Raw genomic sequence first — 14,482 nt, forward strand, 5'->3', positions numbered from 1 at the left:
CACCATGAAGGGCGGGCTGGGGCGGGGCGGATCGCGCTTGTCTCACCCACCAAAACCAGACCGAAACGACCCCGCCGACCTGAACGGCCGGATCGCCAACTCAGCCACCTGTTCCAGCAGCGGATCCCGAAGGCCGCCGACGCCCGCGTGAACCCCCGCGCGCTGGAAGCGGTTCCGAGTGGGGCCACTTCACGCCTGAATCGAACACTCACGTGAGTCCAGGTCAGACTGTTCTGATGGGGCCAGCGGCGCTGATATAGCCACGGCCCACATCGGCGACCGGCAGAGCGGTCATCGCCGTTCCGCGGCTTCCCGGACGCACGGCCCGCGCCGGGCGGTCCGGCGAAGGCCTGGGCGATGCTCAGCCAGGCCGCGGCTTGCTCCCCCTGAACACGCAACGTGCTATCGGTGGGGTCGAATGATGGCGGACTTCGTAAGCTCCCGTAGGCGGCCACTTACGGCCCCAACCGGGGAGAACTACACGTCCATTGACAGTCGAAGGGCTGAGTGACGACCAGGCAGGTGTCCAGGGCTGGGCAGGTGACCCGCTGCCCCGCCTCGGCCGGGCCGAAGACCCAGGCCACGCCGCCGGGACCGGTCAGCTCGACGCGGAACTCCTCGGCGGGCGGGGTGAGCCCGTGCACGGCGTAGGCGAAGTCCTGCGTGCGGACGCCCAGCCTGGCGACGTGGCGCAGGCGTGCGGTCGGGGCAGGGCGTAGACCGACGGCCTGCTGGACGTCCTGGGCATGAGCCCAGGTTTCCATCAGCCGCGCGGTGGCCATCGACGCGGCGCTCATCGGTGGCCCATATCCAGGGAAATCGGGCTTCGGGCGCGGCTGGCGCAGGGCGGCGGCGAGCGCCGAGCAACTGCTCGCGCGGCGTGGCGGCCTCGGCGCGGGGGCGGCGTCGGCGTAGTAGGGTCCCGCCGCCAGGGCCCGGCGCAGCTCCTCATCGAAGGCTTCGGGCGCGATGACGGCGAGCAGCGCCTTGGCATCGGTCCAGGTCAGGTGCGCGATCCGGTGGGCGATGGTCTACCCGGGCGCGGGGGTGACGGCGCTCTAGTCCACCCTAAGCCCGGTAACAGCGGCGTCCAGGTCCGCCGACTCCGCCTCCAAGTCCGCCAGCACCGGTCCGGGATCCGCCATGGTTGATTCCGCCTGCGCCTGCGCCTGCGCCTGCGTCGAGGATGGCAGGCCGCCCAAGAAAAAAATCAATGACGCTGGCTTATTTTATGGGCTCAGAGCCGCCACGAACTCCCGCTGCCGGTGTCAGCAGCTGGAAGTAGTTCGCGCCGAGGTCCAGATCACCGGTCGTCGGCCTGCGCTGGCCCGGATCCCGATCCGCCGCGCCCCGGGCTGTTGCACAGTGCGAGCCCGACCTCCCCCCGGTGCCGGCGCGCCGATTCCGCGGCTGAAAGGGACCAGACCCCGGGCTCACTGCGGCAGAGCCACTGTGGTGAGTGGCCGTTCGGTGATGCCGCCGCCGGATTGGGGAGCAACCCACTGTGCTCGCAACTGGGCGCGCAGCGCAGCGCTGCGGGAGAAGGCAGCAGCGTGCGTCCGGCGTCTGTGTTCGACCATCGCGGCCCAGCGCTCACCTGTGTCATCAACGGCGATCTCAACCACCGGATACACCGGCACCAGGTCGTGGTAGATCTCGCGCTGGTGCTCTAGGTCCCGCCAGCGCTCGAGAGCTTCGGCGAAGGCCCGCTGCGCGCAGTACGCGTCCCACCGTTCGAGCAGTTCAATCTCGCCATCGAAATTCGGACCGGTGAACTCGGGCTGGCCATCGAAAACGGGCAGCTCGACCGGGGCCGGTCGTGCGGGCAGGACGGGGGCCCAGGCAACGGGGGTGTCGAAGCGTTGCTCGGGTGCTGCGGGATGGCTGAGACAGGTCGCAAGGAAGGCAAGCGGACGGCGGATCAGCTGATTCACCGCCATGCTGCGAAGCTCGCTGATCAGCGGCGCGAGGGTGGTGGCCTGCAGCAGTCGCTCGCGTAGCTGGAAGGCGAGGCGCCTTGCGCACACCGCGGCAAGCCAGTGGACGGAGGTTTTGATCTGCTCAGCGGCGGCGATGAGTCCGGCGAGCTGGGTGGGTGTCACGTGCGGTGTGTTCGTGTGCTGGTGGTGGCGGGAGAAGGAGTTGGCCCCGCGCGTGCGCGTGTAGTTATCTCCACCCTTTTGCCCAAAGTTCTGAGTACGAGAAAAACCAGTGACAGAAGGGGGGCAACGTCGAGTGGCGCCGGGTACGGGGTTCCGGGCGAGCTGGGCAAGGGCGGTTTCGTAGGCGCGGCCGAGGTCGTCGACGGAGACCAGGCGGGCGGTGTAGCCGTGGCCGGCGGTGGTGCGACCCATAGCATGGTCCCAGTAGGGGGGCGCGACGGTCGCGAAGATTGTCGCGGTGGCTGTGTAGGAGGTGGGGCGGCTGCCAGGATTCTTGGTGCGCAGAACGTTGCGGCGAGTGCCGTGCTCGACCCAGACGAGCAGGCCCAGCTCGCGCAGGATCCGGGTGTGGTTGCGGACGGTGCTGAGGCTGACCGTGAGCTCGGCCGCGAGCCGCTCGCGCGCATAGGCCAAGTGCCCTTCGCGGTTGGCCTTCGCGGCGAGCTTCTCAGCCACTGCCACTGTGGTAGCGGTGGCGCGTGGGTGGAGGCCCTGGGCGACGGCCCACCGGACCGCGTGCAGGAAGTCGGCCGGGTGGCGGATCTGGCGGGACTCGGTGGTGGCGAGCTCGTGCAGGGCTGGGTCCGAGATGAGCGTGAACGGGGACTGGTTGGACGGGGTGTGTACGTTGTTCCTGGGTGTGGGCAGCACTGAACTGGCCCTGCGGCTGGCGCTCAACGCGGACTCCGGGCGCGGCAGAGGGAAAATGGCAACGACAAACCACCTGACCTGCTGTGTGCGGCTGGTCAGTGGTCGCCGGGTTATGCGGTTGTGGGGTGTGCGGCTCCTTGGGGTCTGTGGCGGGTGTTCGGCGCTAGCGGTTCAGTGGCCGAGCGGGCGTGGTGTTACGCGGCGGACATCGGCGGCCGCGGTTTGCGCGGCCGCGAGGTGGGCAGCTGAGCGAGGGTCTTGGGAACCTGGGCAATCCACTCCCCCAGTGGGAGCCTGAATGCGGTGCGCCCGGCCAGCTGGTCGAGCTCCAGGGCGGCCCGCTCCCCCGCCGTATTGGCTAGGAGCGCTGCGTCCTGCAGCACCCACAGGACTGTCTCGGGGCACATGTGCGGATCGCTCATGGCTTCGCGGGCGGCGTTGACCGCCAGCGACTGCCACAATTCCAGTCCGTGCTTCTCGCTGCGCACGCGTCGTTCCCCGGGCCATACGAGGGGTGCCACGCAGGCGTAGACCTGCAGGGCGATGACGTCCTCCTCGGTGTACGGGGCGTGGATGATGCCGGCGTCGCGGGCCTTCCAGGCCCAGGACTGGCTGACGTGGGCGGCATTGGCCACGGCGTAGGCGGACAGCGTTGCGGCCATCGCGCTCCTTCCCTCGGGTCATGGGTGTTGCAGCGTCACAGTACCGCAATACACACGCATTTCTTCTCTTGACGCGAGAGGTTCACTCGGCCGATTGAAGGTGTCGAGGGCCTAGATGTCTCGATTTGGCCAGGGGCTTTGCTCTGTTGACGCTTTATCTTGTTCTATCGTCGAGGAGGCAGATGGGGAGACGGTTCGCTGATCCGCCCGTCCGGTCGACAGTCAGTCAGCTAGTTAGCGCGCAAGGTATGGCGCTGCACCCATCGCTGCATCAAGGCAAACAACAATGGGTGCAGCCATCAGTTGATCGATGACTGCACCCATGGGTATATCGCCAGGCGGAACCTGGCACGGCAAGATTCAGCGCATGCTGGGTAGTTCCGGCCGGTGCAACGTGCCGCCCGCGTCCAACGCCCCCAGGAACGACTCGATGGTCGCGGATACCACGTAGATGCCCTTGCGCCCGTAGTCCGCCTCCTGCAGACCCACGTTCAGGTCCGACACCAAGGCCGATACCTGCGGTCCCACCCGGTAGGTCGACTGCTTACCGGACTCCACCATGCCCATCCGAACCGTCAGGAACTCCTGCGCGAGGGCAATCTGCTCCTCCACGTCAGTCGGCGTGTGGCGAAGCGCGGCATCCAGGTAGTGGCTGATGGCCAGCTTCGAGATGCCGGTGCTACGGCGGTCCGCGTTGATACGGTTCTTCAACTGGGCGATTATCTCCGGCACGATGCGAAAGCCATGCAGCTTCCAGTTCTTTGACTCGATAGTCGCGCTGGCAAAGCTCTCCATCACGGCCTGATGGGACCAGTGCACCCCGCCGCTGCGCCGGGCAGCAGCCGCCTGACGCGGACGAGGCGATACCTTCAGCGGTGTGGCGGCAGCGCGCTCTCCCTCCGGCGCGTCGGCGTGGCCCAGTCGTGGCGGCGAATCGGCGGACGGCTCGGCCGCCGGGGGGGCGGGCTGGTCTGCGGCAGCGGCTTCGGGCATGACAGGATCCGGCGCCGCTGGTGCGGCGGAGGAGACGATCTTCGGTTCTGCGGTGACCTGAGCCCCAGTGGCCGGTCCGGGGACCTCCGTCTGCGGCGCCGGCGTGGGAGCTGGAAGGAAGGAGGGTTCGACCAAGGTGGGTTCCCGATGCGCCGGACGCCGTTCCGGCGCCGGCGCATCGGGAACCGCCCCAGCGAGGGATTCGAGGACCGGGCCGCCGGTCTGGGCAGCCAGAGTGTCCGGAGCCCCACCCTCCGCGGGGATCAGGGCCGCTCCGGCAGTCGCCGCGTTCCCGGACGCCGAAGCGGGCCCGGAAGCGATGAACGACGCGTGCACGACCTCATCGGCGTTGGCGACGACTTGCGCGAAGACGTTGGGCCGCTTCTTAGGACGGCGCTCAGACACCGATTTCCTCCGTCTCCGGCGCTGGCGCGATCCGCCACTGCTCCACCGGGCTGTCCATCCGCACGAGCATCTCCTGCAGGAGTGCGGCGTACTGCTTTCCCGGCGCGTGGTTGGTGTGCGTCAAGACCGCCGGCACGCCCATGCCGTACGCCTTGGAGATGAACTCGCTCGCCCGCACGTCCGAGATGAACGGCAGAAGGCCGGCCTCGACGACACCGGAACGGACCTCGATCTCCTGCTCCTTCCACGCTGACGGAGCACTGGTCTTGTTCAAGATCACCCCGAGGTACTGCGGATTGCACTCCCCCTCGGTGTTCTTGCTGACGAACTTCACCGAACCGGCCAGCGTCACCGCCCCCTTCACGGTGGCGTACTCGGGGTAACAGAGCGTCACGATCCAGTCGCCCGCAGCCCATCCCACCGCAGCCAACGCATTGATCGCGGGTGGCACATCCACGATCGCGTAGTCGTATTTGTCCGCCACGGTCGCCAGCATGCGCCGAAGTATCGGCGTTGCCTTGTACCCCTCGGCCGCGACGAGGTTTTGCGCCGTACTCATGGAACCCTCGTTGCACGCCAGCAAGTGCAGCGCTCCGCCGTACTCCTGGAACTCCCCCATGAGCTGACTACGATCGAAGATCAGTTCACTGAGGTCGAGCGAGATGCCCTGCAGCTGGGCCTGCAAGGCCCAGCCGAGTGAACGGTTCGTCTCCGAGATCGGCAGGTTCACCCCCACTGCGGTGCCAGCCTGAGCCTGCGGGTCCAGATCCACGATCAGGACCCTCTTCCCCATCAGCGCCAGTCCGGCGGCCATGTTCACGGTGGTCGTGGTCTTGCCGACCCCACCCTTCTGGTTCGCCACCGTGATGACTCTCATCATGACCTGCTACTCCTCCCACGCCCTGGCTCCGCCGACGCAAGAACAATCCAGGCTCCGACGATCAGCCGTGGTTGCCTCTTATCCGGTTTTGTCCCGCCCGGACGGGCCCCAGTTGACCAGCCCGCCGAGATCGTTGTTCTCTTGTCGGTCGATTATTCAGGCATGAAGATAACAGCTGAGCCAGCAGATGCGTGGGAAGCCCCGCCCATTTCATGCGGCAGATCGCAAGGATGTGCGCAGGGAGCAGGTCCCAGCGCCGACGTACGGGACGGGCCCCCTCCCAACGCCGTTGTGGCGAAGACCCATTGATCCCCTGAAGCCGAACTGGAGCGTGGCGCACGCTGCGGGTGGTCGTTCAGAGAAGTTCGTCCTTCGCACTTTGGCGCGCACGTGTAAGGAGGCGGCTCGACCGCCAGGAAGTCGGGAGGGTTGGTGGGTCGCTGGTGCGACGGGTCGGCGGGCGGCTGAGCAGGCGGCTGCTGGGGGCGTCGGGAGAGCTGTGGGATCGCGCGACAGCATGGCGGTGGGGGCGAGCGTCAGGCAGATGAGCCGAAAGCCGGGGGCATGGATAGGCCGCTGCGGGGCGGGGGCGTGGGGCTGTCAGATCACCCGTCAGACCGACAGCGAAAGGGTCCGGCAGCAACACCGACTGCACGTCGGATCGCTCGGCGGCAGGGGCGTCGAGCGAGCCGCCAGGCAGGCGGCCAGGAAGCGAGTCGGACCGTCAGGGCGAACGTCAGACTGCGCCAGAGTGCGTCGGCTCGTCGGTAAGTAGAGCAGATCGCTCGCAAGGCGCCTACGGCACAAGTCCGGCAGGAAAGCCGCTCAATGGGCAGATGGATCGAGCGCGAGCGCGACAGGTTGGTGGGCAGGCAGATAGCGACGGGAACAGCTCGATCGGAAGGGGGGCGGGTAGTCCAGGCGTCAGTCAGGCAGCTATGGCAGCAGTACCCTAGCGGGTCAGCAAGGTGCCGAAGTGAGCAGTTCGTCAGTAAGGACGTACGCCAGACCGATCGACAGTTGGCGCGCTGGAACGGCAGGTACGTAGGGGGTCAGGCACATCGCTGAGCAGACAGCTAGTCACTACGTAAGTCATGGGGAACGTCTTTGCGTAAGTTACATCGAAAGTTATAGCACTGCATAGATCGTTGCAGTGATACCACTTTGGATCAATCTAGCGGTCGACACAGGTATCTATAGGTGCAACAGATTATCTATCAATGCATCTGTCGATGCTCTAGCACTGATATTTACAACGATTGCCGTGGATGTTCCTATGCGCATATCCATCGTTATATCTGGCCTTCCGTGCCTCGACGACTCCTCAGGCCTTCGAACTATCTATCCACATATCTATCCCTATACTTGCACGTGGACGCCACTTGTGCACGGGTCTTCGCCGGAGGCCCCGGTCTCGGATCAGCGGCGCGGCAAGCGACCCCCTGTCGTGACACAGCCGACTGCTGCCGTTCACTACGAGCACTCGACTCGCCGCGCAACGAGGCCGGCTCGAGCGTGCAGCGAATCCCGGTTGTCCCACGCTGGCGGTGGCGACGCTGGTCGAGATCCGTTGCAACACGACATGCTCCGCAACAAGGTCACCCGGCGGTCCGGCCAGGGCCACCGAGTCCGCCCAGACCCGCTGACGCTCGCTCAACGGGGCCCACCTTCATCGCGCACGTGAGCCTTGGCGACCGCTTCGTATACGGCCTGATCGGCTGCCCCGGGCCTCCGGCGACCTGAACCACGCTTCCGAGCCCACGACAGCACCCCGCCACGGTGAATGCCAGGCATCCGAATGCGCGGCCTGAAGCGGTCCCGGGCCGACAATCAACCGCAAATACGCTGCAGCGCCGACCGCCACAAGCCCGAGGAGAGCCGCACATGGAGATGGCCCACCTGTCCAAGGCCGCACCCGGTGCCGTCAATGAGGACTACCTGCTCACCACCGACGACCTCGTGGTTGTGATGGACGGGGTGACCCCGAGTCTCGGGCCGTCCGGCTGCATTCACGACGTCCCCTGGCTGACCCGGAACCTGGCCGGCCAGCTCGCTCCGAGGCTCATCACCGTGCCCGACCTTCCGTTGGACGCCGCTTTGCACCAAGCCGTCACCGCACTGCGTGAGCTGCACCAGGACACGTGCGACCTAGACAACCCGGACAGTCCCGCAACCACCGTCTCCATCGTCCGCCGCCGCGACCGCCACCTGGACTACCTTGCCCTGGCCGACTCACCCGTCGTCATCGAAAAACACGACGGCCAGCTCATCAACGTCCTGGACCATCGGCCCAAGGGCTACTGGGTGGCCGGAACCCGTCCCGAAGCCGCCCACCACGCCGTCACAGGCACCATCTCCTGCGCCGACGTACGCCGCCTCGCCGTCATGACGGACGGAACCTCCCGCCTTGTCGACAAGTTCGACTGGACCTGGCACCGGCTCCTCGACAGCCTCCAGCACAACGGCCCCACCTCAGTCATCCAGGCCGTCCGCGCAGCGGAACGCGCGATGCCGACAGGCTTCCTTCAGGGCAAACGCCATGACGACGCCACCATCGTCTACTGCCAGCCCATGACCGCAGCCAGGAAGCCCTCACCCAACTGATCCACCGGTATCGACAATGGACCGTCCCTCGAACGAGCCGGGCACCCTCGGACCGCGCGGGCCCCTCTGCGCCCAGTCCTCCGCGACGACCCCCACACCATCTGGGCTTGGTGTCGACGACGACGCCTCCTCGCCCTTTGCTGGAGGACGACCCAACCTGCCTGTGAAGACCCGCGAAGATCGCCGCTCCTTTCGGGCGACATCACCCTGCAGACCATGTGCCGGCAGCCTTCCCGCGAGGCCCACAGCATGCACGTCCACAAGCCCGGCCCAGGCCACCACGTTGCCCCAGCCTGGACCTCAATACCTTTGCGACCAACACGATCAGCTTGGCTTCCTGGGCGTGGTTCACGGTCTGGTTCTGGTGCCGCTCGTGTTGGCAGCCTGGAACAGTGGACCGGTCCTCAAGACTGAACGGGACCGACCCCTCAGTCTCCCCAGAAGACAAGCGGGTAGCTGCAGGCGGTCGGTGCGCCTTCCGACCCGGGGGCGCTGCCCCCGGACCCCCGCCAGCGCCTAGGGCGCGCTGGACCGCCCCTGCCGCCTGCCCTGCGGGACACTCGCAAGCTCGCATCCCGCACCGCTCGGGCCTGGCGGCCCTTACTGGACAGTTGCCCCTGAACCGGGGGCTGATGACGTGTTGGGGCAGCCCGGCTTCCAGGAGAAGGCGTGCAGGCATGGCGGCCTTGCGGACGGCGACCATGCCGGGCACGGGGTTGGAGGCATGACCGAAGGTGAGATCCAGCCGCTTCGCTACAGAAGAGGTGGGAACGAGGAAGCAGAGCCTGACCTGCCAGAACGGTTCCGGGGGGACGGCTGAGGAAACGGCAAACCCGTTCCGTCGGACGTGAAACCCGTTCCTAGGACGGGGTTGACCCGATCCTGAGAACGTCTCAACACGATCCTGGACCCGTATCAGATGCACCAAAAGTACATCTGAAGCGTTCCTCAGAACGGATCCAACGATCTGCCGGGATCGCCAGAGAGCTGACGATCCCTGAAACCGGGCAAATAGGCACGCGAGCTCCACCTCATCGCCGCTCTGCTCATGTACGATCCGTTCATCAATCCCGGCTTTCGATCGGGTCAGATGTACTCCTCATCACCGAGTGGAGGAACGGTGTCAGCGGCACGCCCCCTCAGGCGCGTAGTGGACGAGCACGGCAACTCCGTCCCCACTGCGCCCTACCTCTACAGTGGCTGGCACACCACCGCCGACAAGCTGCGCGTCCGAGCGATTTGCGCCTCGAGGGCGTTCACGCCGGCCGAGAAGTTCCTTGTCCTGTGGTTCGTCGGCAGCACCCCGCCGGGCATGATGCCGGTCAATATGACCGCCACCGCGATCGCCGAAGAAGTAGGCATGACCGCCGACTCAGTGAGCCGCATGCTCCGCAAGCTCGCAAAGCACCGCATCATCGTCAAAACCGGCCAGATCGGTCGCATCAGCATGTACAGCATCAGCCCGTACATCGCCTTCCACGGACCTGGCATCGAACAGCGCCAGGCCGTGAAATCCTGGAACCCACCAGAGATCCCCGGATGGACCGATACTCCGGCCCATGAGCGTTGGGAGGACCCGCAGCCATGACCGAAAAGAACGAATACCGGGCACTGCTGTGCCGCACTAGCGACCTCACCCCCGCTCAGCGGCTCGTCATCATGCTCTACGCCCTGTCCCACTCCGACCGCGGCGGTGTCGTACGGGAGACGGGCCAGGCCCTGGCTGAGCAGCTCGGCATGACCCCCACCGTGTTCAGTCGTATCCGCAAGCAACTGGTGCAGGCCGGCTGGCTTGAGGAGTCCGAGAAGTTCGCGCACATCACCTACTTCCGCCTTTCGCCCCAGGCACTCGGCGAGCAGACGGTGGTTCCGATGCGCCGCGCAATCTGATGGCTCTCACGACGAGGTTGAGTTCGCCCCCTGAGCCGGAGGGCGAACTCAACCGTTCCTACGGACGGCACTCATGTACCGGAAGTACATCTGATCCGTCCTTGTGCGCGCCACTCCTTGTTCCCAGGTACACGTCGCGGGCCAAGGGCTGCGGGTGATCACGGTGGGTGCCCACGAATCCTGCCGGTCAGGGTTCCAGCGGGGTGAGGGCCGGTTCGTGGTGACACTGGGCGTCCAGGACGGCGGCGACGGCGATGCCCAAGGACCGGTGCAAGCTGAGCCGGCCGCCCCTGCAAGAGGATTGGAGGTGGGGCAGAAGAGCGACATCCTGCGCGAGGCCGCCCCCGGTGTTCTCGCGGGGACGCGCTGGTGAACCGCTGCCATCCACGTCAACTGCAATGGCTTCGCGGGTAGTTATCGCCTGGCTGCTGCCTGGATCAGGTTGTCGAAGATGTCCTCGAACCGGATCCCTGCGGTTTCAGCGCCGACCACAAAGGTGGCCTGACGGCGAAGGCCTGGCACAACGTTGATCTCCAGCCAGTGGATGCTGCCGTCGTCCGAGACGACGAAGTCGCTGCGCGAATAGCCGGTGCACCCGAGGGCGACGTGGGCTCTCAGGGCCGCGTCGGCCAGCTTGGATGAAACCGTCGCGGGGAGTTCCGCCGGGCAGCTGTAGGTCCGAAGAGCGGGGTTCCACTTCGCGTCGTGGTCGTAGAACTCACCCTGGAAGGCGGTCTCGACCACAGGGAAGGGGACCGGCGTACCATCGATTTCGAGCACACCGACAGCCACCGCTCGTCCTGCGATGAAGGGCTCGGCGAAGAGCTGCTCTTCGCTGCCGCTGCAGGTTGCGAGACACGCCGCGAGGTCGGCCTGGCACCGTGCCACCGTGATACCCACCGACTCCGTGCCTGTCTCCGGCTTGACGATGACAGGGATGCCCAGGGCTGTGAGAACCTCGTGAGCGGCTGTGTCGCTGTTCACGGTGGGAGCCACACGGACGTCTGGCAGGACTGGCACTCCGGCGGCCTTCGCGACGGTCTTGGCCGTCGGCTTGTGCCTGGCCAGGGCGCTCGCCAGCACCCCCGACCCTGTGTAGGGGACGCCACACGTCTCGAGATATCCCTGCAACGAGCCGTCCTCCGCGTGGCAGTTCACAAAAGCCAGGAGGGCGACATCAGCTCCCCGCATTTGCTGGGGAAAGGCCAGGTTGGCGGTGTCAATGACCCTGGCACGGTGCCCGAAGGAGGTAAGCACCGCGGCGGCGTCATAGGCCGAGCGCAGGGAGCGCTCGCTCTCCCAACTCCGGCCCCCCGCGGGTATGGTGATCGTCTTGCTGCGCGGCGTGATTGGAATCGGACCGCGGGCATAGAGGGTGTCGAGCATTGATGTCCTTGTGAAGACGAGTCCTGATAGATCCTTCTTCATCGTCCCGCTCGACTCCCCTGGGAGACCGCCCCTGAGGGCGGGCCCCAGGGTGCTTCGGGTCGCCTGTGCTGCCCGAAGGTACAGCCTTCCAGGGCAATGAGTTCCGATCCGCCGGCTCTCCGAGCGTCAGCGAGCCGAGGGCAAACGCCACACCAGGCCGTCCTCGCCCTGGCTCGCCGACAGGCTCATCCGTGACGGGCAGCCCCGTCACCATGGGCTGCCCGAGCACTGTCACGTTGTCGGTTGCTTGATCGTCTGGCGCTGCATCGGGGCATGAGGGAACCGGGTGGCTACCCTGGGATCAGGCCGTGGGTGCCCCGGGCGTGCTGGTGATGTGGTCCCAGACGGTGAAGCGGATGATCATTTCGAAGCGGTTCCGGGCGGCACCGAGGAGGTGGCGGCGGGGTCGGAAGTGGGGGCTGATGCCGCTGAACGCGGACAGGAACCTTTGTGCCGAGCCGGCAGAGCGGAAGCCCTTCATGGCCGCTCCCGCTGTCTCGTCGGCTGGTGGGAGTTCTCGGCGCGGTTGTTCAGGTACTTCGACTGCCGGTGCTCGACCGAGGGCATCATCTCGCGGTGGGCGGCGCCGTAGGAGCGGAGCTTGTCGGTCACCAGCACCCGGGGCACCCGGCCCTGCTTCTTCAGCAGCTTCCGGAAGAAGCGACTGGCCGCGGCCTTGTCCCGGCGGGTCTGGACCAGGATGTCCAGCACGTCGCCGTGCTGGTCGACGGCCCGCCACAGGTAGTGGCGCTCCCCGTTGATCTTCACGAAGACCTCGTCCAGATGCCATTTATCGCCCGGCCGTGGGCGGCGCCGGAGCAACTGGTCGGCGTAGGCCTGCCCGAACTTGGCGCACCACCGCCGGACGGTCTCGTTGGAGACGATCACGCCGCGCTGCAGCATCAGCTCCTCCACCTCACGGAACGACAGCGGGAACCGGAAGTACAGCCACACGCAGTGCGCGATGACCTCCGCCGGGTACCGGTGGCCCTTGTACGACGGCAACGTCGACGACACCAGCGATCCCCTCCCCCGCAGCTTCAAATCAAGATCGTCTCACGGTCACCCGTCAATGTGACAGTGCCATCAGCGCGCTCGCCACCGCTCTCGTCTGGACCACCCTCGCCGCATCCTGCGGAGGTGCATCCGACAGCGGCAGCGGCGACCACAACGACTCCGCCGACCGCTACGAGTGCGTCCTCGCGATGATCGGCCCCAAGCTCTCCGACTCCGGCGCGATCACCGGCGGGGCGCAGATCACCTGCGTGGAACCGCCCCTCTCCCACCACGCCGGCCTCTACCTGGAGTACCACTCCGCCGCCGGCACCCGATGGCAACTCGAGAACGCCGACAAGTCCAGCGAGATCCGCGTGCTCGCCGACTGCCGCGTGGGAGACTGGAGGCTGCGCTACAACGCGACTGGCGCCGACGCCACCGGCAAGCCCTTCGACGTCACGCAGACGAACGCGGAGACACCACACGGCGCTAACGGGTCAAGCGGCGGCGGGAAGTTCGGCCGGGAAGGCTTGGGATTCGTCGAACAGGATGTGCTTGGTGAGGCAGTGGTAGAGCTGGCCGATCATCTTGTTGAAGAGGTTCCTCTGGGCGGCGGCGTGCCAGTCGCCGGCTTCGCGGCGGCGCTTGTAGTGGGCTTTCGCCCCTGGTGAGGCAGTCAGGGCGGCGAAGGCCCACAGGTAGCCGGCATGGTTGAGCCGGTCGTTTTTCACCCACCGTCTGGTGATGCTGGACTTCTTCCCCGAGGCCCTGGTCACCGGGGAGGCTCCGGCATAGGCCTTCAAGCCGCGGGCAGTGGAGAACCGGTTCTTGTCGTCACCGATCTCGGCCAGGACCCGGGCGCCGAGCTGTGTCCCGAGTCCGGGGAAGCTCAGGATGATCTCAGCGTCCGGGTGGTGAGGGAAAGCCTCATCCACCGCCTCGGCCAGCTGGTCGGCCGCCGTGCAGGCGGCGTCCAACTGCTGGAGTAGTGCGAGCATCTGCTTCCCCATGGCCTCTTCGATGAGCACCGGCTGATGCGCGTAGTCGCTGCGGAGGACTTCGCGGATGCTCTCGGCCTCCGTGTCGATGCGGCGCTGGCGGCCGGCCCGTTTGAGCGCGGAGCGGATCTGGGCGAGTGACAGCCGGGAGGCCTTCGCCGGGGTTGGTGCGAGTTCCAACAGGATCCGGGCCTCGGGGCGGCAGAGCCCGTTCTGCCAGCGCTCCAGGTAAGCGGCCAGGGCTGCCGGGTAGTACTCGCGCAGCAGCGAGCGTAGCTGGTTGGACAGCTGCTGCCGGTTCCAGACTGCGTCCTGCTGGGCGCGGGCGAGAACGGCTATGGCCCGCGCCAGCTCGCTGTCCGCCGGGAGCGGGCGGTGCGCGTGCCGGTCGGTCCGAAGGATGTTCGCCAGCACGAGCGCATCGCCGGGGTCGGACTTCTTGCGGGTGACCGCGTGGCGGTCGCGATAGCGGGCGGCGGCCATCGGGTTGACGGCGTAGACCTGTCGCATCCCGGTCCGCATAGCTGCGACCAGCAGGCCTCGGGAGGTCTCGATGGCTACCGGAATCGGCTCAGCCTCGGTGTCGCCGTGTTCAGCGAGCAGGTCGATCAGGATCTGATAGCCGGCCGCGTCGTCGGTGACCTGGCGCTTGGCAAGCAACTGGCCGTCGTCGTCGACCAGGGCGACCGCGTGGGTCTTCTCGCCCCAGTCGATGCCGCAGTAGATCATTTTCCCCTCTCATTGTTCGGGACGTTCGCGCTGGTGAGAGCGCATGCGGAGCCACGCAGACGACCTAATTCCCAATGCCGGGAA

9 protein-coding genes and 2 pseudogenes are annotated in these 14,482 nt (G+C 66.6%); 3 read left to right on the plus strand and 8 right to left on the minus strand.

What is annotated here, in order from left to right; genetic code table 11:
- Positions 1–296 precede the first annotated feature (296 nt).
- The 5 genes and pseudogenes from BS83_RS43105 to BS83_RS00595 form a co-directional block, all read right to left on the minus strand.
- Positions 297–1,145: pseudogene (locus tag BS83_RS43105) on the minus strand (maleylpyruvate isomerase family mycothiol-dependent enzyme); the annotation flags it as partial.
- A gap of 288 nt (positions 1,146–1,433) precedes the next feature.
- Complete coding sequence (locus BS83_RS41095; protein ID WP_157596663.1) at positions 1,434–2,618, minus strand: helix-turn-helix domain-containing protein; 1,185 nt, start codon at positions 2,616–2,618, stop codon at positions 1,434–1,436.
- Positions 2,619–3,007: 389 nt separating this feature from the next.
- Positions 3,008–3,475, minus strand: coding sequence for a hypothetical protein (locus BS83_RS00585; RefSeq protein ID WP_037599618.1), 468 nt, complete (start codon positions 3,473–3,475; stop codon positions 3,008–3,010).
- A gap of 360 nt (positions 3,476–3,835) precedes the next feature.
- On the minus strand, positions 3,836–4,873 hold the full coding sequence (locus BS83_RS46975) for a hypothetical protein (RefSeq protein WP_232247976.1): 1,038 nt from the start codon (positions 4,871–4,873) through the stop codon (positions 3,836–3,838).
- On the minus strand, positions 4,866–5,753 hold the full coding sequence (locus BS83_RS00595) for a ParA family protein (protein WP_051942267.1): 888 nt from the start codon (positions 5,751–5,753) through the stop codon (positions 4,866–4,868). Before BS83_RS00595 ends, BS83_RS46975 begins: the two co-directional genes overlap by 8 nt.
- Positions 5,754–7,637: 1,884 nt before the next feature.
- Here BS83_RS00595 and BS83_RS00600 point away from each other — a divergent pair.
- From BS83_RS00600 to BS83_RS00610, 3 genes are all read left to right on the plus strand, one after another.
- A complete protein-coding gene (locus BS83_RS00600; RefSeq protein ID WP_037599620.1) occupies positions 7,638–8,357 on the plus strand; it encodes a protein phosphatase 2C domain-containing protein in 720 nt (239 codons plus the stop codon).
- A 1,150-nt stretch (positions 8,358–9,507) separates the two neighbouring features.
- The gene (locus BS83_RS00605) at positions 9,508–9,945 is read left to right on the plus strand and encodes a MarR family transcriptional regulator (protein ID WP_232247977.1); all 438 of its coding nucleotides are present in this window, start codon (positions 9,508–9,510) and stop codon (positions 9,943–9,945) included.
- Entirely contained in the window at positions 9,942–10,247 is a 306-nt protein-coding gene (locus tag BS83_RS00610; protein ID WP_037599622.1) for a helix-turn-helix domain-containing protein, read from the plus strand. The genes BS83_RS00605 and BS83_RS00610 overlap by 4 nt, the downstream gene beginning before the upstream one ends.
- Before the next feature lie 414 nt (positions 10,248–10,661).
- Here the strand turns inward: BS83_RS00610 and BS83_RS00615 are convergent, their stop codons facing one another.
- The 3 genes and pseudogenes from BS83_RS00615 to BS83_RS00625 all read right to left on the minus strand — a co-directional run bounded on the left by BS83_RS00615 (position 10,662) and on the right by BS83_RS00625 (position 14,398).
- The gene (locus tag BS83_RS00615) at positions 10,662–11,675 is read right to left on the minus strand and encodes a D-alanine--D-alanine ligase family protein (RefSeq protein WP_084712983.1); all 1,014 of its coding nucleotides are present in this window, start codon (positions 11,673–11,675) and stop codon (positions 10,662–10,664) included.
- A 301-nt stretch (positions 11,676–11,976) separates the two neighbouring features.
- Positions 11,977–12,692: pseudogene (locus BS83_RS00620) on the minus strand (IS6 family transposase).
- Between the two features lie 476 nt (positions 12,693–13,168).
- Complete coding sequence (locus BS83_RS00625) at positions 13,169–14,398, minus strand: IS110 family RNA-guided transposase (RefSeq protein ID WP_037599624.1); 1,230 nt, start codon at positions 14,396–14,398, stop codon at positions 13,169–13,171.
- Positions 14,399–14,482: the final 84 nt, after the last annotated feature.

The sequence above is a fragment of the Streptacidiphilus rugosus AM-16 genome, assembly GCF_000744655.1.
Taxonomy (GTDB): domain Bacteria; phylum Actinomycetota; class Actinomycetes; order Streptomycetales; family Streptomycetaceae; genus Streptacidiphilus; species Streptacidiphilus rugosus.

Coding starts and splice junctions, on each gene's coding strand:
- BS83_RS00615 (WP_084712983.1), bottom strand. CDS start 11,675: ATGAAGAAGGATCTATCAGGACTCGTCTTCACAAGGACATCAATGCTC.
- BS83_RS00625 (WP_037599624.1), bottom strand. CDS start 14,398: ATGATCTACTGCGGCATCGACTGGGGCGAGAAGACCCACGCGGTCGCC.
- BS83_RS00585 (WP_037599618.1), bottom strand. CDS start 3,475: ATGGCCGCAACGCTGTCCGCCTACGCCGTGGCCAATGCCGCCCACGTC.
- BS83_RS00610 (WP_037599622.1), top strand. CDS start 9,942: ATGACCGAAAAGAACGAATACCGGGCACTGCTGTGCCGCACTAGCGAC.
- BS83_RS00600 (WP_037599620.1), top strand. CDS start 7,638: ATGGAGATGGCCCACCTGTCCAAGGCCGCACCCGGTGCCGTCAATGAG.
- BS83_RS00595 (WP_051942267.1), bottom strand. CDS start 5,753: ATGATGAGAGTCATCACGGTGGCGAACCAGAAGGGTGGGGTCGGCAAG.